Below are 17,234 nucleotides of genomic sequence, written 5' to 3' on the forward strand. Positions count from 1 at the left end.
GAGAGCGGAAGGCCCGCCGGCCCGCCGGCCGGGGATCAGGCGGGACGATTACTGCGGCTGGGCCACACGCAAGCCGACGCCCCTGGTCATTTTGCGGATTTCGTCGGACTTGAGCCCGCTTGCCCCGGCAAGTTGGTAGTCGTCGAGGAGCCGGGATTTCCTGGCCAAAGCCAGTACCCGCGTTCGTTCGTCTTCCGCTGCACTCCGGGCGCCCTCGGCTGCCGCAAGCTCCGACGCCAATCCCGCAATGAGATGAAGATGCCCGCTTCGGGTCTGGCCGGACGGGTACAGTTCGCCGCGTGCCAGGGCGGCAGACCGGATACTGGCTGCAGGCTGTCCGGCGGCCTTCGCAACCGCGGCAACCTTCACGCCATCGCACACGGCCTGGGCAAGGCAATCACCCAACTCGGCGGTGAGGGCACGTACCCTGCTGGACCGAAGTGCGAGGGTCGTCCTCAGCTGGGCCAGCACGGCCAAGGCTTGTTGGGCTCGGGCCGTCGCGGGGTCCGGCTTCGGGACGCCGCGGTACCGGTACGCTGCCACGCCGGCCGCGCCCGTTCCGGTGCCGGCTGTACGCGGAGGTATCCGATCGTGAATTTCTCTGCCGGGCACCTCTGCTCCTTGTCTCCGTTTGAGTTTGCATGCCGCGCGGCCTCCCGGCGGCAGGCGTACCTCTCCTGCGGTTCGGCCCATCGCATTGAAGGCGTCGCGGGAGGGAGCGACGCGTTGCGTTCGGTGGGCCCGTTATCCACCCTGCAGGCTACGCCCCAGGCAAGCCGGCAGGGCAATACCGAAAGTGCGTGGAGCAATAGGCGAAAGTTCTAAGTGCTCCGTCATAAGGGCTGCTTATCTGTCCACGCACTTTAGGTCTTATCCAAGGGGGCGGCTCCTTCCCTAGGCTCAAATGAACCACCCCCATCCGTACCGGAAGCCTGGAAGACACCATGCCTGAATTCGTGCCCGCATCACGCGTAACCCGTATCAAATCCTCACCCAGCGTTGCCGCGGCGGCCCGTGTCAGGGAGCTCAAGGCCGAGGGCCGCCGGATCCTGGACCTGACGGTCGGCGAGCCGGATTTCGACACGCCGCAGCACATCAAGGACGCTGCCGTCGCGGCCATCGACCGTGGTGAAACCAAGTACACCTCGGTCACCGGGACGCCCGAACTGCAAAAGGCCATCCTGCAGACGCTGCACCGCAAAACCGGGCAGCACTACACCGCCGGCGAAATCACCATCGGGGGAGGCGGCAAGCAGGTCATCTTCACCGCGTTCATGGCCACCCTCAATCCGGGCGACGAGGTCGTCATTCCCGCGCCGTACTGGGTCTCCTACCCGGACATGGTGCTCGCCAACGAAGGCACCCCCGTCATCGTTTCCTGTGGTGAGGACTCCGGTTTCAAACTAACCCCTGAGACGCTGGCAGGCGCACTGACGGAGCACACCAAGTGGGTCATCCTCAACACGCCATCCAACCCCACAGGAGCCGTCTACTCCCGCGAAGAACTGGAAGGCCTCGCCGCGGTCCTCAAGGACCACCCTGGCGTCTATGTCCTCACCGATGAGATCTACGACGAGATCCACTTCGGCGAAGAGCCCATAACCAGTCTCGTGGCTGTTGCCCCTGAGCTTAAGGACCGTGTGCTGGTCACCAACGGGGTCTCCAAGGCCTACGCGATGACCGGATGGCGGCTGGGTTACGCCGGCGGACCGGCGCCCCTGGTGGCTGCCATCAACAAGCTGCAGTCCCAGATGTCCTCCTGCCCGTCCTCGATCAGCCAGGCGGCTGCCGCCGCGGCACTCACCGGAGACCACGCATTCGTCCGCGAAAGCGTGGAGGTGTACCGCGAACGGCGTGATGCGGCAGTCTCCGGGCTGAACGCGGTCAATGGCCTGCAGTGCGCGACGCCGGAAGGCGCCTTTTACGCGTACGTCAACTGCGCCGGTGTCATCGGCAAGACGACGCCCGATGGCAGGCAGATCAGCAACGACGAGGACTTCACGCTGTACCTGCTGGAAGCGGCGTCAGTTGCCGTCATCCAGGGATCGGCGTACGGACTAAGCCCCTACTTCCGGATTTCCTATGCCACCGGGCTGCCGGTGATCGACGATGCCATCGCTGCCATCGAAAAGGCCGTCAGGGCGCTGGCCTGACCCAACCACTACTCTGCCCACGCTTTCTACAAAACAGGAGTACCCCATGATCCATGTCAAAACGAAATTCGACCGCCCTTCCGAAGATGCCGTTCAGCGACTTTCCAAGTTCTCCTCTGCCACAGTGCATGAAGCACAGGGCCGCAAAGGTGCGCTGAGTTCGAAGATCAAGCCGATCGACCGCAGCATGTCCTTCTGTGGCCCCGCCGTCACCGTGGTCTGTGCACCGCGGGACAATCTGATGCTTCAGGTGGCCATTCACTACGCCCGGAAGGGTGACGTTGTCCTGGTGGCAGCAGGTGAGTACGAGGAAGCCGGGACATTCGGCGACGTGCTGGGCAACGCCATGAAGGCGAAAGGCCTGGCGGGTATGGTCACGGATTCAGGTGTCCGCGACACCAAGGACCTGGTTGAACTCGGATTGCCGGTGTTCTCCGGCAGTGTCTGCATCAAGGGGACTGTCAAGGAAACCATTGGCCCGATCAACCATCCCCTGGTGTTCGGCGACGAAATTGTCTACCCGGGCGATGTCCTGCTGGGTGATGCCGACGGCGTGGTGGTGGTCCGCAAGGATGAGATCGAGGAAGTCATCAAGCTGTCGCAGGCACGCGTGGACGCTGAGGACGACCTCATCCGCCGCTATAAGGAAGGCGGCACCACCATCGAGTTGTGCAAACTGACCGACGTGCTGAAGGCCAAAGGCCTGCTGGTGGAGGACGCCGAATTGGAGCCGGCGCTGTAGCTCCACCCCCAATGATGGGGTTAAAGCAGAGAGGCCCGGCGTTCCTTTCGGAACTCCGGGCCTTCTTGGCCGCCGGCGGTGCGGTGGTTCACGCCACCTCAGTTCATCCCCGGAAGAAGGTACGCAGGCGGCCCCACCTGGGAGTCGTCCAGGTACCACATGGTGGATCCCCGCTTGCCCGGCGGCATCATGCTGCCCTCGAAGACAAATACCGGATCCGAGGCTGCGCCGTCTTCGGCCCGCCAGAAGCCATTGGTGGGGCAATGCGAACCGGTGCTGGCCTTGAGCTGGATCCGTCGTTCAGAGGAATTCCGGTATTGCAGGCTGGTGATCTTTTTCATGCTGGGCTCCAAGGGAATCATTTGTGCCGGGTAAACGCCGTTGGCGAACCTTTATGGCTTTTATCCTAGGACGCAGTAAATTCCATGGATAAGACTAATGGAGCGTGACCTGATAAGGGCCGCTTATGACGCATCCGCGGCGGCGGAGGGTTTTCCGCTGGAAAGCGGCTGGTATTTGCTGCGCAGCATTTCCTGGAGCATTTCCTTCAGTACCAGCAGTACGGCGGAACCGGCCTCGGAGAGCGGTTCGTGGTCCGGAGTGCACAGCGCGATCTTGCACTGCAATGCAGGCCTGGTGATCCGCAGGACCCGGAAGTCCTCCTCGTGGAACAGTGCATCCGCGGCCGACTTGGGCAGGATGGTCGCACCCAGGTCGCTGCGCAGCAACCTGGTCAGGGACGGGACCGATTCCACTTCCCCCACCAGGTGCAGCGTGAGGCCCTTGCTGTCGAAGCCCGCCTCCACCACCTGGCGCAGGGTGTGGATCCGTTCGGGCAGGAACAGGCCCAGGGTGGCCGCCGCTTCCAGGGCGATGGTGCCGGCCCCTGGGTCCACCGGAAGCTCCCGCGCGGCGTTGACCACCAGGTACAGGTCCTCGACGATGAGGGTGGTGAACTGCACGCCCCGGATGGGCCCCGGTTCATAGATGAGGGCCATGTCCAGCCGCCCGTTCTTGATGGCCTCGCTGAGCACGCCGCCGTAAATCTCGGTCAGGTGCAGCACGATGTCTGGGTAGCGCCGTCCTACTTCGCGGATAATCCGCGGAGTGAGGCTTGAGGCCATGCTGTAGGGAGCGATTGCTATGGAGACGCGGCCTGAAGGTGCAGCTCCTGAAGCTGCCACATCGATCCTGGCCTGCTCCACCTGCCGCAGGATGGTCTGCGCATGCCGGTACAGGGTATGGCCCGCCGCCGTGGGCTCCACGCCCTGCTTGCTCCGGATCAGGAGCCGCTGCTTCAGCTCCGTTTCCAGTGCCGACACCTGCTGGCTCAGCGCCGGCTGGGCGACGTGGAGGGCGGCGGCCGCCTTCGTGATGCTTCCTGAGTCGACGATCTTCACGAAGTACGCCAGCTTCCGGGTGTCCATAGCGCTCCTCTTTTCCAGCCGGGGACGGCACAGCCTGCGGGGTCATACGTTGGCGCTATGGCGGGACAGGCAATACGTCTTTGTGTGATCCGAGTCTCGGGCATAGGTTAATTGCAGATGACTTTCCAATGACCAGAGCATTCTATCCCCACCCAAGCCATCACCGGTTTTGATGCCGGCATATGTTTTGTGCATAAGCGGGGAAGCAATTTGCTGGAAAGCCCAGTCTTGGCGTCACTAAACATGGGCCGGTTGAATTTTTTGGGTCGCCAATGGCGCCTCAAAAGGTCATAACTGTTCCCTATAGCGTGATACCGCATTCGTCTTTGTGTGGCTCCAATCCCGATGCCACACTGATTTACACCCGCAGCACCAGCAGAGGAAGGCCCGCAATGCCCACAGTCGATCTCGTAGCGGATCTTGGTGAAGGTTTTGGCGCCTACTCGATCGGTGACGACAAAGCCCTGCTGGAAATCGTGTCCAGCGCCAACATCGCCTGCGGCTTCCACGCAGGGGACCCTGACATCATGGACGCCACCGTGGCTGAATGTGTCAGGACGGGAGTCGGCATCGGCGCCCACCCGAGCTTCCCGGATCTTCGCGGCTTCGGCCGCCGCGCCATGGACCTCACGGCTGACGAAGTCCGCAACGACGTCATCTACCAGCTGGGTGCCCTGTCGGCGTTTGCCGCCTACCACGGCGGTACCGTCTCCCACCTGGCTCCCCACGGCCGCCTGGGCAACCTGGTGGCCACCCGTGCGGACTACGCCCGGGCTGTGGCGGATGCTGCCGCCCGGGTGGACCCGAAGCTGATCATCCTGGCCCAGGACGGTGAACTCGCCACTGCGGCGGCGGAGCGCGGCCTGCGGGTGGCCATCGTTGGCATCGCGGACCGCGCCTACCAGGATGACGGGACTCTGGTGCCGCGCAGCCGGCCCGGCGCCGTGATCCACGACCCCTCCGTCATTGTCCGGCGCACTGTGCGGATGGTGACCGAAGGACTCATCGAAACAGTCTCCGGCAGCGACATCGCCGTCCATGCCGACACGGTGCTGCTCCACGGCGACAATCCGGGCGCCGTCGAACTTGCCCGCCTGGTTCGCAGCGAACTGGTCGCCGCGGGGGTCACCATTGCCCCGTTGGCACAAGTGCTCGCCGCAAAGCAAAAGGTCTCCTGACCATGGCCGCCCCAACGACAACCAGCCGGACAATGCTGGACATCTACGAGTCGGGCGACGCCGCCCTGCGCGTGGTGGCACAGTCCGGTGACGCAGAAGCCAACTGGGCCACCGTCCACTCCCTGGCCGGCTGGCTGGCGACCGTCGGCGTCGACGGCATCCACGGCGCCGTTCCCACCTACGACTCCGTCCTGGTCGAATTCGACCCCTACCTCACCTCCGCCCGCCAGGTCAGGGCGTTCATCCTCCTGGGGATGCGCCAGCTGGACTTTGTGGGCACCACCCTGCGCGAGCCGCGCCGCTTCGAGGTACCCGTCGTGTACGGCGGCAGCTACGGGCCGGACCTGGAAAGCGTGGCAGAGCACCAGGGCCTGGATGTCCAGGACGTGATCGCCCGGCACACGGCCAAGACCTACGTCATCCGCTGCCTCGGAGCGCCGGCAGGCTCGCCCATGATGGACGGACCAGACTTCCCGGCCCCCGTCCCCAGGCTCAGGGACCCGCGGCTCTCCGTGCCCGCCGGTGCAGTCTCCGTGGCCGGACGCCAGGCCGTGATCGCGCCCGCCGTCGCACCAGGAGGCTGGTGTGTCATCGGCCAGACCCCCCTGACGGTCCTGGACGCAGCACGCGAACCCCTGGTGCCCTACGTCCCCGGCGATGAACTGCGCTTCTACCGCATTCCAGCGGAGGACTTCGAAAAGTACGAGGGGCAGTTCCTGGAGGCCCGGCCATGACCGGGGCACTGATCGTCCTTCAGCCCGGACACTCTGTCGTCACCGACCTTGGCCGGACAAAGGGTCCTGCATTCGGACTTCCCGTCAACGGGGCCCTGGACCAGTTCTCGGCCAAGGCCGCGAACATCCTGGCCGGCAACGGGGACAACGATCCGCTCCTGGAACTCACCGCCCTGGACTTCAGGATGCGCGCCACCACGGACCTGCTGATCGCCGTGACCGGCGCCCCGCTGGACCTCTCGGTGGGCGGCCGCGACTTACCCCAGTGGGAGCCCGTCTCCGTCCGGGCCGGCGAAACAGTGACGGTCCGCGGAATCCGCACCGGTCTCCGGGCCTACATCGCCGTCCGCGGATCCTTCACCGTCCCCACGCTGCTGGGCAGTTGCGCACCGGACACGGTGGTGGGCTTCGGACTGAAACTTGTTGAAGGCAGCCGGCTTGCAACGCAAAAGACCACCGCACCCATCATCCAGCCGCACTTCGGCCTGCCCCTGTTCCGGCTGGGGCTGGCAAAGCCGGAATTCACCACCCACCCGGTCATCGACGTCACCGACGGGCCGGACGTAGCCGAATTCGGCGACACCGCAGACCTGCTTTTCACCACGCAGTACACCGTGAGCCCCCGAAGCAACCACATCGGACTCCGGCTCGGCGGCGCACTGCCCGAACGCCAGCTCACCTCCGAGGTCCTCTCCCGCGGTGTCCCGGTGGGGGCCATCGAGGTTCCGTCCCGGGACGAACTGCTGGTCCTGCACCGGGGACGGGGCGTTACGGCGGGCTATCCGGTCCTGGGGGTCGTCACTAGCCGCTCCTTGGATGTCCTGGCGCAATCCAGGCCCGGACACACCGTCACCTTCAGGAAGACAACCGTGGCTGAAGCAACAGCCATGCACCGCACAGCCTGCCTGGAACTGGACAGACTCCGGAACACCGTGAACACGGTCTTCGGACTCCTCGGGGTCGGCGCCGGCCAGCGCTGGCACGAACTCAGCCCGGCGTCAGGAGCCTGAACATCATGATTGACAGTCCCACCGCCCAGGACCGCACCCACAGAATGCCGCGCGATCCCTGACCCCTGCCAACCGGGGGGCCACAACGTCCAGTCCTTTGCCGGACCTAAAAAGCCCCGCCACCTACCACTTTTTGGAGTCCCTGTGCCTTTTTCCGACTACACCACAGCCCTCGTCACCGGAGCGTCCACCGGCATGGGCGCGGCAATCGCCGAGCGTCTCGCCAAGCGCGGACTGACCGTCCACGCGGTGGCCCGCAACGAGGAACGCCTCGCCGAACTGGCCGACCGCACGGGAGCAGTCCCGCATGTGGTGGACCTGACCGACACCGCCGCCCTGGCCGGCGTCGTCCGCGACCTCAAGGTGGACGTCCTGGTCAACTGCGCCGGCGTCTCCCGGACAGGCAACATCCTGGACTCCTCCGAGCAGGACATCGACGAACTCATCGACGTCAACCTCCGCGGCCTGCTGCAGCTCACGCGGCTGGTGCTGCCCGGCATGGTGGAGCGGGATTTGGGCCATGTGGTCAACATCAGTTCGATCGCCGGGCTCTACAACTTCTACGGCCACACCGCCTACCACGCCACCAAGGCCGCGGTGCACCAGATTTCCCGGCAGTTGCGCAACGACACGGTCGGCAAGCGCATCCGCGTCACCGAAATCTGCCCCGGCCGGGTGGAAACCGAAATCTTCGGCCGCAACCTGGGCGGCAGCCCCGAGGCCATGGAAGAAGCCTGGCAGACCTACTACGAGGGCTACGAATCACTCACCACGGACGACATCGTCAATGCCCTTGATTACGCCATCGAGACCCCGCGCCACGTCAACGTTGGCATGCTTGAACTCATGCCCACCTTCCAGGTCCCGGGTGGCCTCACCTTCGACCGCCGCGACGCATAACGATCCCCGCAGCACCTTCCCACCAACCGATAGGCCTTCAACGATGCAGCACGTGCAAACCGTCAGTTTCCCCGAACCCCAGCTCCTGGCTGAATTGTCCCCGCTCCCGGAGGGACTGACGGGAGTGGTTTGGGACATGCAACGGGCCCCTGACGAGGCCCACGGAAGCATCGACGGGGTCATCCTGCCGTACCTCAATGCCGGTGCCGTGCTGGGTTCCCTGGGCAAGGTCCCTGACCTGAAGTTCGTGCAAACACAGTCAACAGGGTTCGACGGCGTCCGCGAGGCAGCGGGTCCGGCCGCCGCCGTGGCAAACGCCTCGGGCGTCCATGCGGCTGCCACCGCGGAGCTGGCCGTTGGCCTTATCCTCGCCAAACTGCGCGGCATTGACCAGGCTGTCCGGGACCAGCAGGTGGAGAACTGGGCCCCGCAGCGGCGGCAGTCCCTGGCCGACAGGCGCGTCCTGCTGCTGGGCATCGGTGGAATCGGCCAGGAGCTTGCCCGCCGGCTGGAACCCTTCGAAGTCACACTGACCCGGGTGGGAAGCGCCGCACGTACCGATGCGGATGGTCAGGTCCACGGTCCTGATGAACTCGCAGCGCTCGCCGCCGACCACGACATCATGGTCTCCGTCCTTCCCCTCACGGAGGCGACCCACCATCTGGTGGGAGCCAAGGTCCTGTCCGCCCTGCCGGACGGCGCCCTGGTGGTCAACGTCGGACGCGGCGCCGTGATCGACACCGACGCCCTCACGGCTGAAGTGGTGTCCGGCCGCCTGCACTGCGCCCTCGACGTGGTCGACCCCGAACCGCTGCCCGCCGGCCACCCGCTCTGGTCCTCGGAGAACGCCCTCATCACCCCCCACGTTGGCGGCAACGCCTCAGCGTTCGAACCACGGATCCTGAAACTCCTGAAACGGCAGCTTGAGGCCCTCGCCGCCGGCGAAACCCCGGTCAACCTGGTGCAGCAGGGACCGTTCGCATGAGCTCACTGTTTGACCTCACCGGCCGCGTCGCGTTGGTCACCGGCTCCAGCCGCGGTATCGGCTCGTCACTCGCCCGGGCGTTGGCGGACGCCGGTGCAACGGTTGTGTTGAATGGCATCAACGGGGAGCGGCTCAAGGAGGCCGAGGCGGCGATGGCCGCCGATTATGCCCCGGGCCGGGTGCATAGTGTCGCGTTTGACGTTACCGATGGCGAGGCGGCAGGCCGCAGTATCGCGTGGATCGAAGAGCATGTGGGTCCGTTGGAGATCCTGGTGAATAATGCCGGGATCCAGCATCGGGTGCCGATGCTGGAGTTGGACGTGGCGGATTGGGAGCGGGTGATTTCCACGGACCTGACCAGTGCGTTCCTGGTGGGGCGGGAGGCGGCCCGGCGCATGATTCCGCGGGGCCGGGGCAAGATCATCAATATCTGTTCGGTGCAGACGGACCTGGCCCGCCCCACGATTGCCCCGTATGTTGCGGCCAAGGGCGGGCTGCGGAACCTCACCCGGGCCATGACGGCCGAGTGGGCCGGGTCCGGCCTGCAGGTCAACGGGATCGCGCCGGGGTATATCCACACCGAGATGACGCAGAACCTGGTGGATGACGAACAGTTCAATGCCTGGATCCTGGGCCGCACCCCGGCCCACCGCTGGGGCACGCCGAAGGACCTGGCCGGGCCGGTGGTCTGGCTGGCCTCGGACGGGTCGGATTTCGTGAACGGGCAGACCATTTTCATCGACGGCGGAATGACGGTGGTGGTCTGATGCCCGCGAACACACCCGTCCAGCCAGGGGCCCACATGCTGCCCGGCTCCGGGCCGGCCGTGGTGGCCCACGCCGCGGGGGATCTCCGGGTCGATGAGGTCCCGCTGGCCCGGCCGGCGGATGACCAGGCCGTGGTTGAGGTCTTGTATGGCGGGATCTGCGGGTCGGACCTGCATTACTGGCTGCACGGTGCGGCCGGGGAATCCATCCTGAAGGCGCCCTTGGTGCTGGGCCACGAAATCTCCGGTGTGGTGGTCCGCGCCGCCGCCAACGGCCAGGGGCCGCAGCCCGGAACCGCCGTCGCCGTCCACCCCGCCACCCCGGGTCCGGGCGCGGCCAGGTACCCTGTGGACCGGCCCAACCTCTCACCCGGGTGCACCTACCTGGGCAGCGCCGCCCGCTACCCGCACACCGACGGCGCCTTCAGCCGGTACGTGAACCTGCCGGCCCGGATGCTGCGGGCCCTGCCCGAGGGCATCGACCTGCGCACGGCCGCCCTGGTCGAACCCGCGTCCGTGGCCTGGCACGCCGTCTCCCGGGCCGGGGACGTGGCCGGGAAGACCGCGCTGGTGATCGGGTCCGGGCCCATCGGTGCCCTCGCCGTCGCGGTCCTCAAACGCGCTGGAGCCGCGCACATCACCGCTGTGGACCTCCATCCCAAGCCGCTGGAGATCGCCATGGCCGTCGGCGCGGACCAGGTCATCAACGCCGCAGACACCGAAGCGATCGCCGCCGTGGAGGCCGATGTCGTGATCGAATCCTCCGGCAACCACCACGGACTGGCCTCCGCCATCCGCGGCGCGGTCCGGGGCGGGACCGTGGTCATGGTGGGGCTGCTGCCCACCGGCATGCAACCGCTGCCCATCTCGCTGGCCATCACCCGCGAACTGGACCTCAAAGGCTCCTTCCGCTTCAACGACGAAATCGACCAGGTCATCGCGGCGCTTGCCGACCGATCACTGCACATCAGCCCCGTCATCACCCACCAATACCCCGTGGAGGACGCCCTGCACGCCTTCGAGGTGGCCAAAGACTCCACCAGCTCCGGCAAAGTCCTCCTCAGCTTCGACGGGAACGGGGAGCAACGGTGAACGCCCCGTTGCCGCCCCTGGTGGTGATGGGCGTGTCTGGCTCGGGGAAATCCACCATGGGCTCCCTGCTGGGCCTGCGCCTGGACATGCCGTTCTTCGATGGCGACGAATTCCATCCGGCCGCCAACAAGCAGAAAATGGGCGCCGGCATACCGCTCACGGACGCTGACAGGGAGCCCTGGCTTGGCACGCTGGGGGAGTTGCTCGCAGGAAAGGCCGACGGCGTCACGACAGTCCCGCCGATCGTCGCCTGCTCAGCGTTGAAGCGCCGGTACCGGGACCTGCTGCGCAGCGCAGCGCCGGATGTTGTCTTCATCCACCTCACCGGAAGCACAGACACCATTGGAGCGCGGATGGAAGCCCGCGCCCACGAGTTCATGCCGCGGACCCTGCTGGAATCCCAGTTCGCCGCCTTGGAGGAACTGGACCAGGACGAGGCCCACGTCCTGGCCGATATCACCGAACCCCCGGCACTCCTGGTGGAACGGTTGGCCACGGAGCTCCAGGCCATGTCCGCCCGGACGGTCCGCACCGCCTAATCAAGAAGCAAGTGTTCCACCCTGCGCTGGTGGTAGGTAGACTGGTCTACCTACCATCACCGCAAGGAGCCCCATGCCTGTGTCACGCGCCTCGGCGCCCAGCCGGCCTCCCGCCCGGGAACTGCTGCTCGACGCCGCCGCCCGCCTCTTCTACGACCGCGGCGTTGCGGCTACCGGGATCGACACGATCACTGCGGAGGCGGGCGTGGCTAAAAAGAGCCTCTACAACAACTTCGCGTCCAAAGCGGACCTCGTGGCCGCCTACCTGGAAGCACGGCATGAGGAGTGGCTGGGCCTTTACCGGACGCGGCTGGAAAGGGCCGGGACCCCGACGGAGCAGGCACTGGCGGTCTTCGACGCCTACCTGGACCACGCAAATGCCGCCTACCAGCAAGGATTCCGCGGCTGCGGGCTGCTGAACGCGGCGGCTGAACTGCCCGCGGGGGACCCCGGGCGGACCGCAGTGCGGCTCCACAAGGAGGAAGTAGAGGAACTCCTGGCCCGGCACGTCACGGCACTGTTGCCCGGGAGGGAGGGGCAGGCGCCCGCCGTTGCCGCCCACTTGGCGTTCCTCCTCGAGGGTGCCATGGCCAGGGCAGGCCTGGAGGGCGGCGACGCGCCGCTGCGGCAAGCCCGGGCCATCGCCGCGCAACTGTTGGACGCGCTGTGAACTCCACTCCACGCCGCCCTGCGTTGCCCTGGGGAGCGTTGTCCGTGGTGGCGGCGTCCGTCCTCTGGGGGACCACCGGGACGGCCGCCACCTTCGCACCGGATGTAAGTCCCCTGGCCATCGGCGCGGTGGCCATGGGGGCGGGCGGGTTGCTGCAGGCTCTGTACGCCGCACGGCACATTGCCAGCCGGCCGGCCGGCCTGTTCCGGCGGTGGAGACTGGTGTTGTTGGGGGCGGCAGCGGTGGCTGTCTATCCCTTGGCCTTCTACAGCTCAATGCACCTCTCCGGCGTGGCCGTGGGAACTGTGGTCTCCATCGGCTCGGCCCCCATCGCGGCGGCCCTCATCGAGCGGGCGGCGGACAGGAATCCACTGCGCCGGCGGTGGATTGCCGGGGCAATGCTCGGAGTGGGTGGAGCGGCGCTCCTTTCCTTTGCCGGGCACGGCCCTGCCGGGCCCGCCGCCACGGATTCCTGGACCACCACGGCGGGAGTGGCCCTGGGACTGCTGGCCGGCAGCACGTACGCCCTGTATTCCTGGGCAGCCCACCGCCTGATCGGGGACGGTGTCACACCCAGGGCGGCCATGGGCACGGTCTTTGGCCTGGGCGGGCTCTTCCTGATGCCGGTCCTTGCCCTGACGGGCGGCCCACTCCTGGCCTCCTGGTCCACGGTCGGCGTCGGCGCCTATATGGCGGTGGTGCCGATGTTCGCCGGCTATCTCCTGTTCGGCTGGGGCCTTGCCCGGGTGGGGGCGAGCACGGCCACCGGCATCTCGCTGCTCGAAACGGTGGTTGCCGCCGTACTGGCGGTATTCGTAGTGGGTGAACGGCTTCCGGCGCTCGGCTGGCTTGGCGCCGCCGCGGTCCTGGCCAGCCTGTTCATCCTGGCGCCGCGCACCCGGGCCGTACCAGGGCCGGCAGCAATCCCGGGTCCGCGCTCACCAGCGGCGCTGTCAGGCGGTGGGCTGCCGCCGCGCGCTCCTGTTCAACCCGATGGGGCCCAGCAACAGGCAGGCGCCCAGCCCCAGCAGCAGGATTCCTAGCACCACCGCGCCCGGCGCCGGCAGACCTGCCCCCGCCAGGATCAACACCAGGCCGATGACCGCCACCGCCAATCCCGGGAGGAGAGCCGTGGGGAAACGGCGCGCTGGATAGCCGGACAGCAGTTCCATGGCCAGATGGGGATCGTCCGCGATCAGCCCCAGTTCCAGCTCCTTGAGCAGGCGTCGCTCCTCATCGGACATTGGCATGGCAGCCCCTGTATTCCCTGGGAGGCGGTTTCGCTATCGACCGTAGGAGTCTTCTACCGCTTAGTCAATAGTTTCCCCGGCGGCCCGCCCCGCCGTCCCGCCCGCCGGTGTCGTTCGACGCCGGGCCGTGACGGTGCTGCCGGACGCTGACCGTGCTGCCGCGCCCGTGAGCCCGCTACCGGCGTCGTAATTCGGCGAACTCGATGGACGGGACAATTGCCCCGGCGTCCCGCTCCACGAAGTTGGTCCCCGGCGGAACCAGATCGTCGATGGCGTCCAGGACCGTCTCGCCCAACTGGACATCCGCGGCGCGGAGGTATGCCTGGAGGTGTTCCTCGCTGCGCGGGCCGATGATTACGCTGCTGATCGCGGGGTGGGTCAGGGCGAAGCCGACGGCCAGGTCCACCAGGGGCATCTCCAGCTTGTCCGCCAGCCGGGCCAGGGAATCCGCTGCCAGCAGCTTCCGCTCGCTGGAGGGCCCGGAAATGTCGTACCGCCCCGGCAGCGTGTGCACCCGGGTGGGCGGCTTCCCCGAGTCAAGGACGAAGCTGCCGGAAAGCCAGCCGCCGGCCAAGGGTCCGTACGCCAGCACGCCCAGCCCGTACTGCTGGGCGATGGGCAGCACGTCGCGTTCGTTGCCGCGGACCAGCATTGAATAGGGAACCTGGTTGCCCAGCGGCGGAATCAGGTGGTTGGTGGTTGCCAGCCACTGCGCTTCGACGAGCTGCGCCGGGGTAAACACCGACGTGCCGTAGTAGAGGATCTTGCCCTGGCGGATGAGGTCGTTGAGGGTGGTGATGGTTTCCAGGACGTCGGTGTTGTAGTCCGGCCGGTGCGCCTGGTACAGGTCGATGCGGTCCGTCTGCAGCCGGCGGAGGCTGCCCTCGACGGCCTGGGTGATCCAGCGGCGGGAGTTGCCCGAGTGCGCCGGATTGGGGCTCATCTGGCCGTGGAACTTGGTGGCCAGGAAGACGTCATCCCGCCGGCCGCGCAGTGCCCTCCCCACCACCTGTTCGGACTCGCCCTGGGAATAGACATCGGCGGTGTCCACCGCCGTGATGCCGGCATCAAGCGCCGCGTGGATGATGCGGATGGCATCATCGGCGCCGGTGGGGGCGCCCGGCGGCCCGCCGGTTCCTTCGCCAAAGTTCATGGTGCCAAGGGTGAGCGGGCTGATGGGGGTGCCTGACCGTCCGAACACCCGCAGTTCGCTAAGGCTCATCTCCGGTCTCCTCCATATAGTTGCCGCGCCGTGGATCGTCATGACGCTACACAGATTCCCCGGACGGCCGCAGAATTCCGCCTTAGTCCTTCTCTTTTCGTCGCATGGAGTAACCGGAGCGCCGCAGGATGACGTTTTGTGGCGGCCGCCGCCATCCTCGGCCCGGGTTTCGCCCCGGCTGCCCCCTGCAATAATCTGAACCAACGGTTGTGCACTGGGGTGTCAGCTCCCGGGGCAACAGGCAGCACTGTAAGTTCGGGACCATCACAGACGAGGCGGACACCCATGACGGCTTCAGACCAGCAGCACGCACCACGGCCAAACATGCCCGCAGACCCTCCCGCCGCCCAGGCGCCGGTGGATCCGCACCTGCTCCAGCAGTTGGCGGATGCGCACGGCGTGGGCACGTCCTTCCAAGGCTGGGACGGGCTCCCGCACTCCGTGGCCGCGCCAACGCTGATCAAGGTGCTCGCCGCCCTGGGTGTGCAGGCCCATACGAACCAGCACATCGAAGCTGCCCTGGCGGAAGCGGAACTGGCGCCATGGCGGCGGATGCTGCCGCCCGCCGTCGTCATCAAGCAGGGTGAGCCCGCCCAGGTTCCGGTCCATGTCCGGGACGGCGCAACGGCCCGGCTGACGGTCGCCCTCGAAGGCGGCGCAGGCTCACTCGAGGCGGCCCAGGAGGACGTCTGGGTCCAGCCCCTGGACGTCGACGGCATCCCCACCGGACGCGCCACCTTTTCCCTGCCGCCGGATCTCCCGCTGGGCTGGCATACCCTGCACGCCGACTCCGAGGGCGCCACGGCCACTGCCACGCTGGTGGTGACGCCGGCGCGCCTGGACACGGCGGCGCCCCTGATGGAGCGGCGCGGCTGGGGCCTGGCCACGCAGTTGTATTCGGTCCGGTCCAAGCGCTCGTGGGGCATCGGCGATTTCGCGGACCTGGCGGACCTGGCGGCGATCAGTGGCGGGCGCGGCGCCGATTATGTGCTGGTCAATCCCCTGCACGCGGCGGAACCGGTGCCACCCATCCAGCCCTCGCCCTATTCCCCGTCCACGCGGCGGTTCTTCAACCCGCTCTACATCCGTATTGAGGCGGTCCCCGAGCTTGCCTACCTGCGGCCGCGGAAACGGGCGGCGCTGGAAAAGCTGCACGAGGAAGTCGCCGGGCTGAACAGGGACGGGGCCCGGCTGCACCGCGATGCCGTCTACGCGGCGAAGCTGCAGGCGCTGGAAATGCTGTACCACACCCGGCGCTCGCCGGCCCGGCAGGCGGCGTTCGACGAGTTCTGCCGTATCTCCGGCAGCGGCCTGGACGACTTTGCCCTCTGGTCCGCCATCAGGGAGGACCTCGCGCCGGACGATCCGCTCTGGACAGACCCGGCCTGCGCCATCGGAACCCGCGAGGCGGAGGCACTGCGGGAGAAATTGGCGGACCGGATCGGTTTCCACCGCTGGCTTCAGTGGATCTGCGACGAACAGTTGGAAGAAGCGCAGCAGGCAGCCTTGCGCTCCGGAATGCGGCTGGGAGTGGTGCACGACCTCGCCGTAGGGGTTGACCACAGCAGTGCCGACGCGTGGACGCTGCGCGGCGTGCTGGCGCCGGCCACCAGCGTGGGCGCGCCGCCGGACATGTACAACCAGCAGGGCCAGGATTGGGGCCAGCCGCCATGGCACCCCACCCGGCTTGCAGAAACCGGCTACGAGCCGTTCCGCAACATGCTCGCCACCGTGCTGAGGCACGCCGGCGGTATCCGCGTTGACCACATCCTGGGCCTGTTCCGGTTGTGGTGGATCCCTGCCGGCAACGCGCCGGGGGACGGCGCCTACGTCCGGTATGACCATGAGGCCCTGATCGGCATCCTCGCCCTCGAAGCGCACCGCGCCGGTGCCGTGGTGATCGGGGAGGACCTGGGAACCTTTGAACCGTGGGTGCGTGACTACCTCGCTGCCCGCGGCATCCTGGGCACGTCCATCCTGTGGTTCGAGTACGACGGCGACTCCCCGCTGGCGCCCGAAAAGTACCGGACGCAGGCACTCGCCAGCGTCAACACGCACGACCTCCCGCCCACCGCCGGCTACCTCGCGGGTGACCATGTGGCGTTGCGGAGCCGTCTTGGCCTGCTGGAGCGCTCCGAGGAGGACGAGCGGGCCGAGCACAATGCGTCGCTGGAAAAGATGTTCGCCCTGCTGCGCGAACGCGGTTATCTCACCGAGGCGAACACCACCGGACCGGGCGAACCCGGTGCCGAGGCGAACACCATCGAGGCGCTGCACCTGCTGCTGGCCCAGGCGCCTTCGGTGCTGCTCGGCGTGGCCCTGGTGGATGCGGTGGGGGAGCGGCGGGTCCAGAACCAGCCCGGGACCACCGAAGCGCTGTACCCCAACTGGCAGGTGCCTTTGGGCGGCCCCGACGGCAAACCGGTGTTCCTGGACGACCTTCCGGCCAACAAGAGGTTCAACTCGCTGCTCGCGGTGGTGGAGGGGGCCCTGCACGGATCCTGACTGGTGTTCATTGACGAAGGGCCCCGCCGCTGGGTGAACTGCCCGGGAAGCGGCGGGGCCC

Annotated in this window: 18 protein-coding genes; 13 read left to right on the forward strand and 5 right to left on the reverse strand. The window is 67.0% G+C overall.

The annotated features are described in order from the left end of the window. Positions 1-48 precede the first annotated feature (48 nt). The gene (locus AC4EEV_RS13225) at positions 49-612 is read right to left on the reverse strand and encodes a hypothetical protein (RefSeq protein WP_240617826.1); all 564 of its coding nucleotides are present in this window, start codon (positions 610-612) and stop codon (positions 49-51) included. Positions 613-944: 332 nt separating this feature from the next. Between AC4EEV_RS13225 and AC4EEV_RS13230 the strand changes: the two genes are divergently transcribed. Together AC4EEV_RS13230 and AC4EEV_RS13235 are read left to right on the forward strand one after the other, a co-directional pair. Beyond that, positions 945-2,153: an aspartate transaminase gene (locus AC4EEV_RS13230; RefSeq protein ID WP_491329166.1), complete on the forward strand. Its 1,209-nt coding sequence runs from the start codon at positions 945-947 to the stop codon at positions 2,151-2,153. A gap of 46 nt (positions 2,154-2,199) precedes the next feature. Beyond that, the gene (locus AC4EEV_RS13235) at positions 2,200-2,895 is read left to right on the forward strand and encodes a 4-carboxy-4-hydroxy-2-oxoadipate aldolase/oxaloacetate decarboxylase (protein ID WP_491329167.1); all 696 of its coding nucleotides are present in this window, start codon (positions 2,200-2,202) and stop codon (positions 2,893-2,895) included. Between the two features lie 98 nt (positions 2,896-2,993). On the opposite strand, the gene AC4EEV_RS13240 is transcribed toward AC4EEV_RS13235, so the two are convergent. Together AC4EEV_RS13240 and nac are read right to left on the reverse strand one after the other, a co-directional pair. Then, a complete protein-coding gene (locus tag AC4EEV_RS13240) occupies positions 2,994-3,236 on the reverse strand; it encodes a hypothetical protein (protein ID WP_018763287.1) in 243 nt (80 codons plus the stop codon). 123 nt (positions 3,237-3,359) lie between these two features. Continuing rightward, complete coding sequence (gene nac / locus AC4EEV_RS13245) at positions 3,360-4,322, reverse strand: nitrogen assimilation transcriptional regulator NAC (RefSeq protein ID WP_491329168.1); 963 nt, start codon at positions 4,320-4,322, stop codon at positions 3,360-3,362. 392 nt (positions 4,323-4,714) lie between these two features. On the opposite strand from nac, the gene AC4EEV_RS13250 reads away from it, so the two are divergent. The 10 genes from AC4EEV_RS13250 (at position 4,715) to AC4EEV_RS13295 (ending at position 13,239) form a co-directional block, all read left to right on the forward strand. Further along, positions 4,715-5,500: a LamB/YcsF family protein gene (locus tag AC4EEV_RS13250; RefSeq protein ID WP_491329169.1), complete on the forward strand. Its 786-nt coding sequence runs from the start codon at positions 4,715-4,717 to the stop codon at positions 5,498-5,500. Between the two features lie 2 nt (positions 5,501-5,502). Continuing rightward, positions 5,503-6,234, forward strand: coding sequence for a 5-oxoprolinase subunit B family protein (locus AC4EEV_RS13255; RefSeq protein WP_491329170.1), 732 nt, complete (start codon positions 5,503-5,505; stop codon positions 6,232-6,234). Further along, entirely contained in the window at positions 6,231-7,244 is a 1,014-nt protein-coding gene (locus AC4EEV_RS13260) for a 5-oxoprolinase subunit C family protein (protein ID WP_491329171.1), read from the forward strand. Before AC4EEV_RS13255 ends, AC4EEV_RS13260 begins: the two co-directional genes overlap by 4 nt. A gap of 144 nt (positions 7,245-7,388) precedes the next feature. Beyond that, positions 7,389-8,144 (forward strand): SDR family oxidoreductase, encoded by a 756-nt coding sequence (locus AC4EEV_RS13265; protein WP_018763292.1) that lies wholly within the window; start codon positions 7,389-7,391, stop codon positions 8,142-8,144. Positions 8,145-8,187: 43 nt separating this feature from the next. After that, positions 8,188-9,129 carry a 2-hydroxyacid dehydrogenase gene (locus AC4EEV_RS13270; protein ID WP_491329172.1) on the forward strand — a complete coding sequence of 314 codons (942 nt, stop codon included), beginning with the start codon at positions 8,188-8,190 and terminating at the stop codon, positions 9,127-9,129. Next, on the forward strand, positions 9,126-9,896 hold the full coding sequence (locus AC4EEV_RS13275; protein ID WP_491329173.1) for an SDR family oxidoreductase: 771 nt from the start codon (positions 9,126-9,128) through the stop codon (positions 9,894-9,896). Before AC4EEV_RS13270 ends, AC4EEV_RS13275 begins: the two co-directional genes overlap by 4 nt. Beyond that, complete coding sequence (locus tag AC4EEV_RS13280) at positions 9,896-10,987, forward strand: L-idonate 5-dehydrogenase (RefSeq protein ID WP_491329174.1); 1,092 nt, start codon at positions 9,896-9,898, stop codon at positions 10,985-10,987. Before AC4EEV_RS13275 ends, AC4EEV_RS13280 begins: the two co-directional genes overlap by 1 nt. Continuing rightward, positions 10,984-11,526 (forward strand): gluconokinase, encoded by a 543-nt coding sequence (locus AC4EEV_RS13285; protein WP_491329175.1) that lies wholly within the window; start codon positions 10,984-10,986, stop codon positions 11,524-11,526. Before AC4EEV_RS13280 ends, AC4EEV_RS13285 begins: the two co-directional genes overlap by 4 nt. Before the next feature lie 73 nt (positions 11,527-11,599). Further along, the gene (locus tag AC4EEV_RS13290; RefSeq protein ID WP_109863655.1) at positions 11,600-12,196 is read left to right on the forward strand and encodes a TetR/AcrR family transcriptional regulator; all 597 of its coding nucleotides are present in this window, start codon (positions 11,600-11,602) and stop codon (positions 12,194-12,196) included. Next, positions 12,193-13,239 carry a DMT family transporter gene (locus AC4EEV_RS13295; protein WP_491329176.1) on the forward strand — a complete coding sequence of 349 codons (1,047 nt, stop codon included), beginning with the start codon at positions 12,193-12,195 and terminating at the stop codon, positions 13,237-13,239. The genes AC4EEV_RS13290 and AC4EEV_RS13295 overlap by 4 nt, the downstream gene beginning before the upstream one ends. Here the strand turns inward: AC4EEV_RS13295 and AC4EEV_RS13300 are convergent. Next, entirely contained in the window at positions 13,150-13,446 is a 297-nt protein-coding gene (locus tag AC4EEV_RS13300; RefSeq protein WP_081624215.1) for a DUF3040 domain-containing protein, read from the reverse strand. The genes AC4EEV_RS13295 and AC4EEV_RS13300 overlap by 90 nt on opposite strands. 175 nt (positions 13,447-13,621) lie before the next feature. Continuing rightward, entirely contained in the window at positions 13,622-14,668 is a 1,047-nt protein-coding gene (locus tag AC4EEV_RS13305; RefSeq protein WP_491329177.1) for an aldo/keto reductase, read from the reverse strand. 285 nt (positions 14,669-14,953) lie between these two features. Here AC4EEV_RS13305 and malQ point away from each other — a divergent pair, with 285 nt between their 5' ends. After that, complete coding sequence (malQ, locus tag AC4EEV_RS13310) at positions 14,954-17,173, forward strand: 4-alpha-glucanotransferase (protein ID WP_491329178.1); 2,220 nt, start codon at positions 14,954-14,956, stop codon at positions 17,171-17,173. The last annotated feature ends 61 nt before the right edge of the window (positions 17,174-17,234 follow it).

Source organism: Pseudarthrobacter sp. MOO14 (genome assembly GCF_058267675.1).

Coding starts and splice junctions, on each gene's coding strand:
- AC4EEV_RS13250 (WP_491329169.1), top strand. CDS start 4,715: ATGCCCACAGTCGATCTCGTAGCGGATCTTGGTGAAGGTTTTGGCGCC.
- AC4EEV_RS13270 (WP_491329172.1), top strand. CDS start 8,188: ATGCAGCACGTGCAAACCGTCAGTTTCCCCGAACCCCAGCTCCTGGCT.
- AC4EEV_RS13240 (WP_018763287.1), bottom strand. CDS start 3,236: ATGAAAAAGATCACCAGCCTGCAATACCGGAATTCCTCTGAACGACGG.
- AC4EEV_RS13235 (WP_491329167.1), top strand. CDS start 2,200: ATGATCCATGTCAAAACGAAATTCGACCGCCCTTCCGAAGATGCCGTT.
- AC4EEV_RS13255 (WP_491329170.1), top strand. CDS start 5,503: ATGGCCGCCCCAACGACAACCAGCCGGACAATGCTGGACATCTACGAG.
- AC4EEV_RS13230 (WP_491329166.1), top strand. CDS start 945: ATGCCTGAATTCGTGCCCGCATCACGCGTAACCCGTATCAAATCCTCA.
- AC4EEV_RS13260 (WP_491329171.1), top strand. CDS start 6,231: ATGACCGGGGCACTGATCGTCCTTCAGCCCGGACACTCTGTCGTCACC.
- nac (WP_491329168.1), bottom strand. CDS start 4,322: ATGGACACCCGGAAGCTGGCGTACTTCGTGAAGATCGTCGACTCAGGA.
- malQ (WP_491329178.1), top strand. CDS start 14,954: ATGACGGCTTCAGACCAGCAGCACGCACCACGGCCAAACATGCCCGCA.
- AC4EEV_RS13305 (WP_491329177.1), bottom strand. CDS start 14,668: ATGAGCCTTAGCGAACTGCGGGTGTTCGGACGGTCAGGCACCCCCATC.
- AC4EEV_RS13275 (WP_491329173.1), top strand. CDS start 9,126: ATGAGCTCACTGTTTGACCTCACCGGCCGCGTCGCGTTGGTCACCGGC.
- AC4EEV_RS13300 (WP_081624215.1), bottom strand. CDS start 13,446: ATGCCAATGTCCGATGAGGAGCGACGCCTGCTCAAGGAGCTGGAACTG.
- AC4EEV_RS13290 (WP_109863655.1), top strand. CDS start 11,600: ATGCCTGTGTCACGCGCCTCGGCGCCCAGCCGGCCTCCCGCCCGGGAA.
- AC4EEV_RS13280 (WP_491329174.1), top strand. CDS start 9,896: ATGCCCGCGAACACACCCGTCCAGCCAGGGGCCCACATGCTGCCCGGC.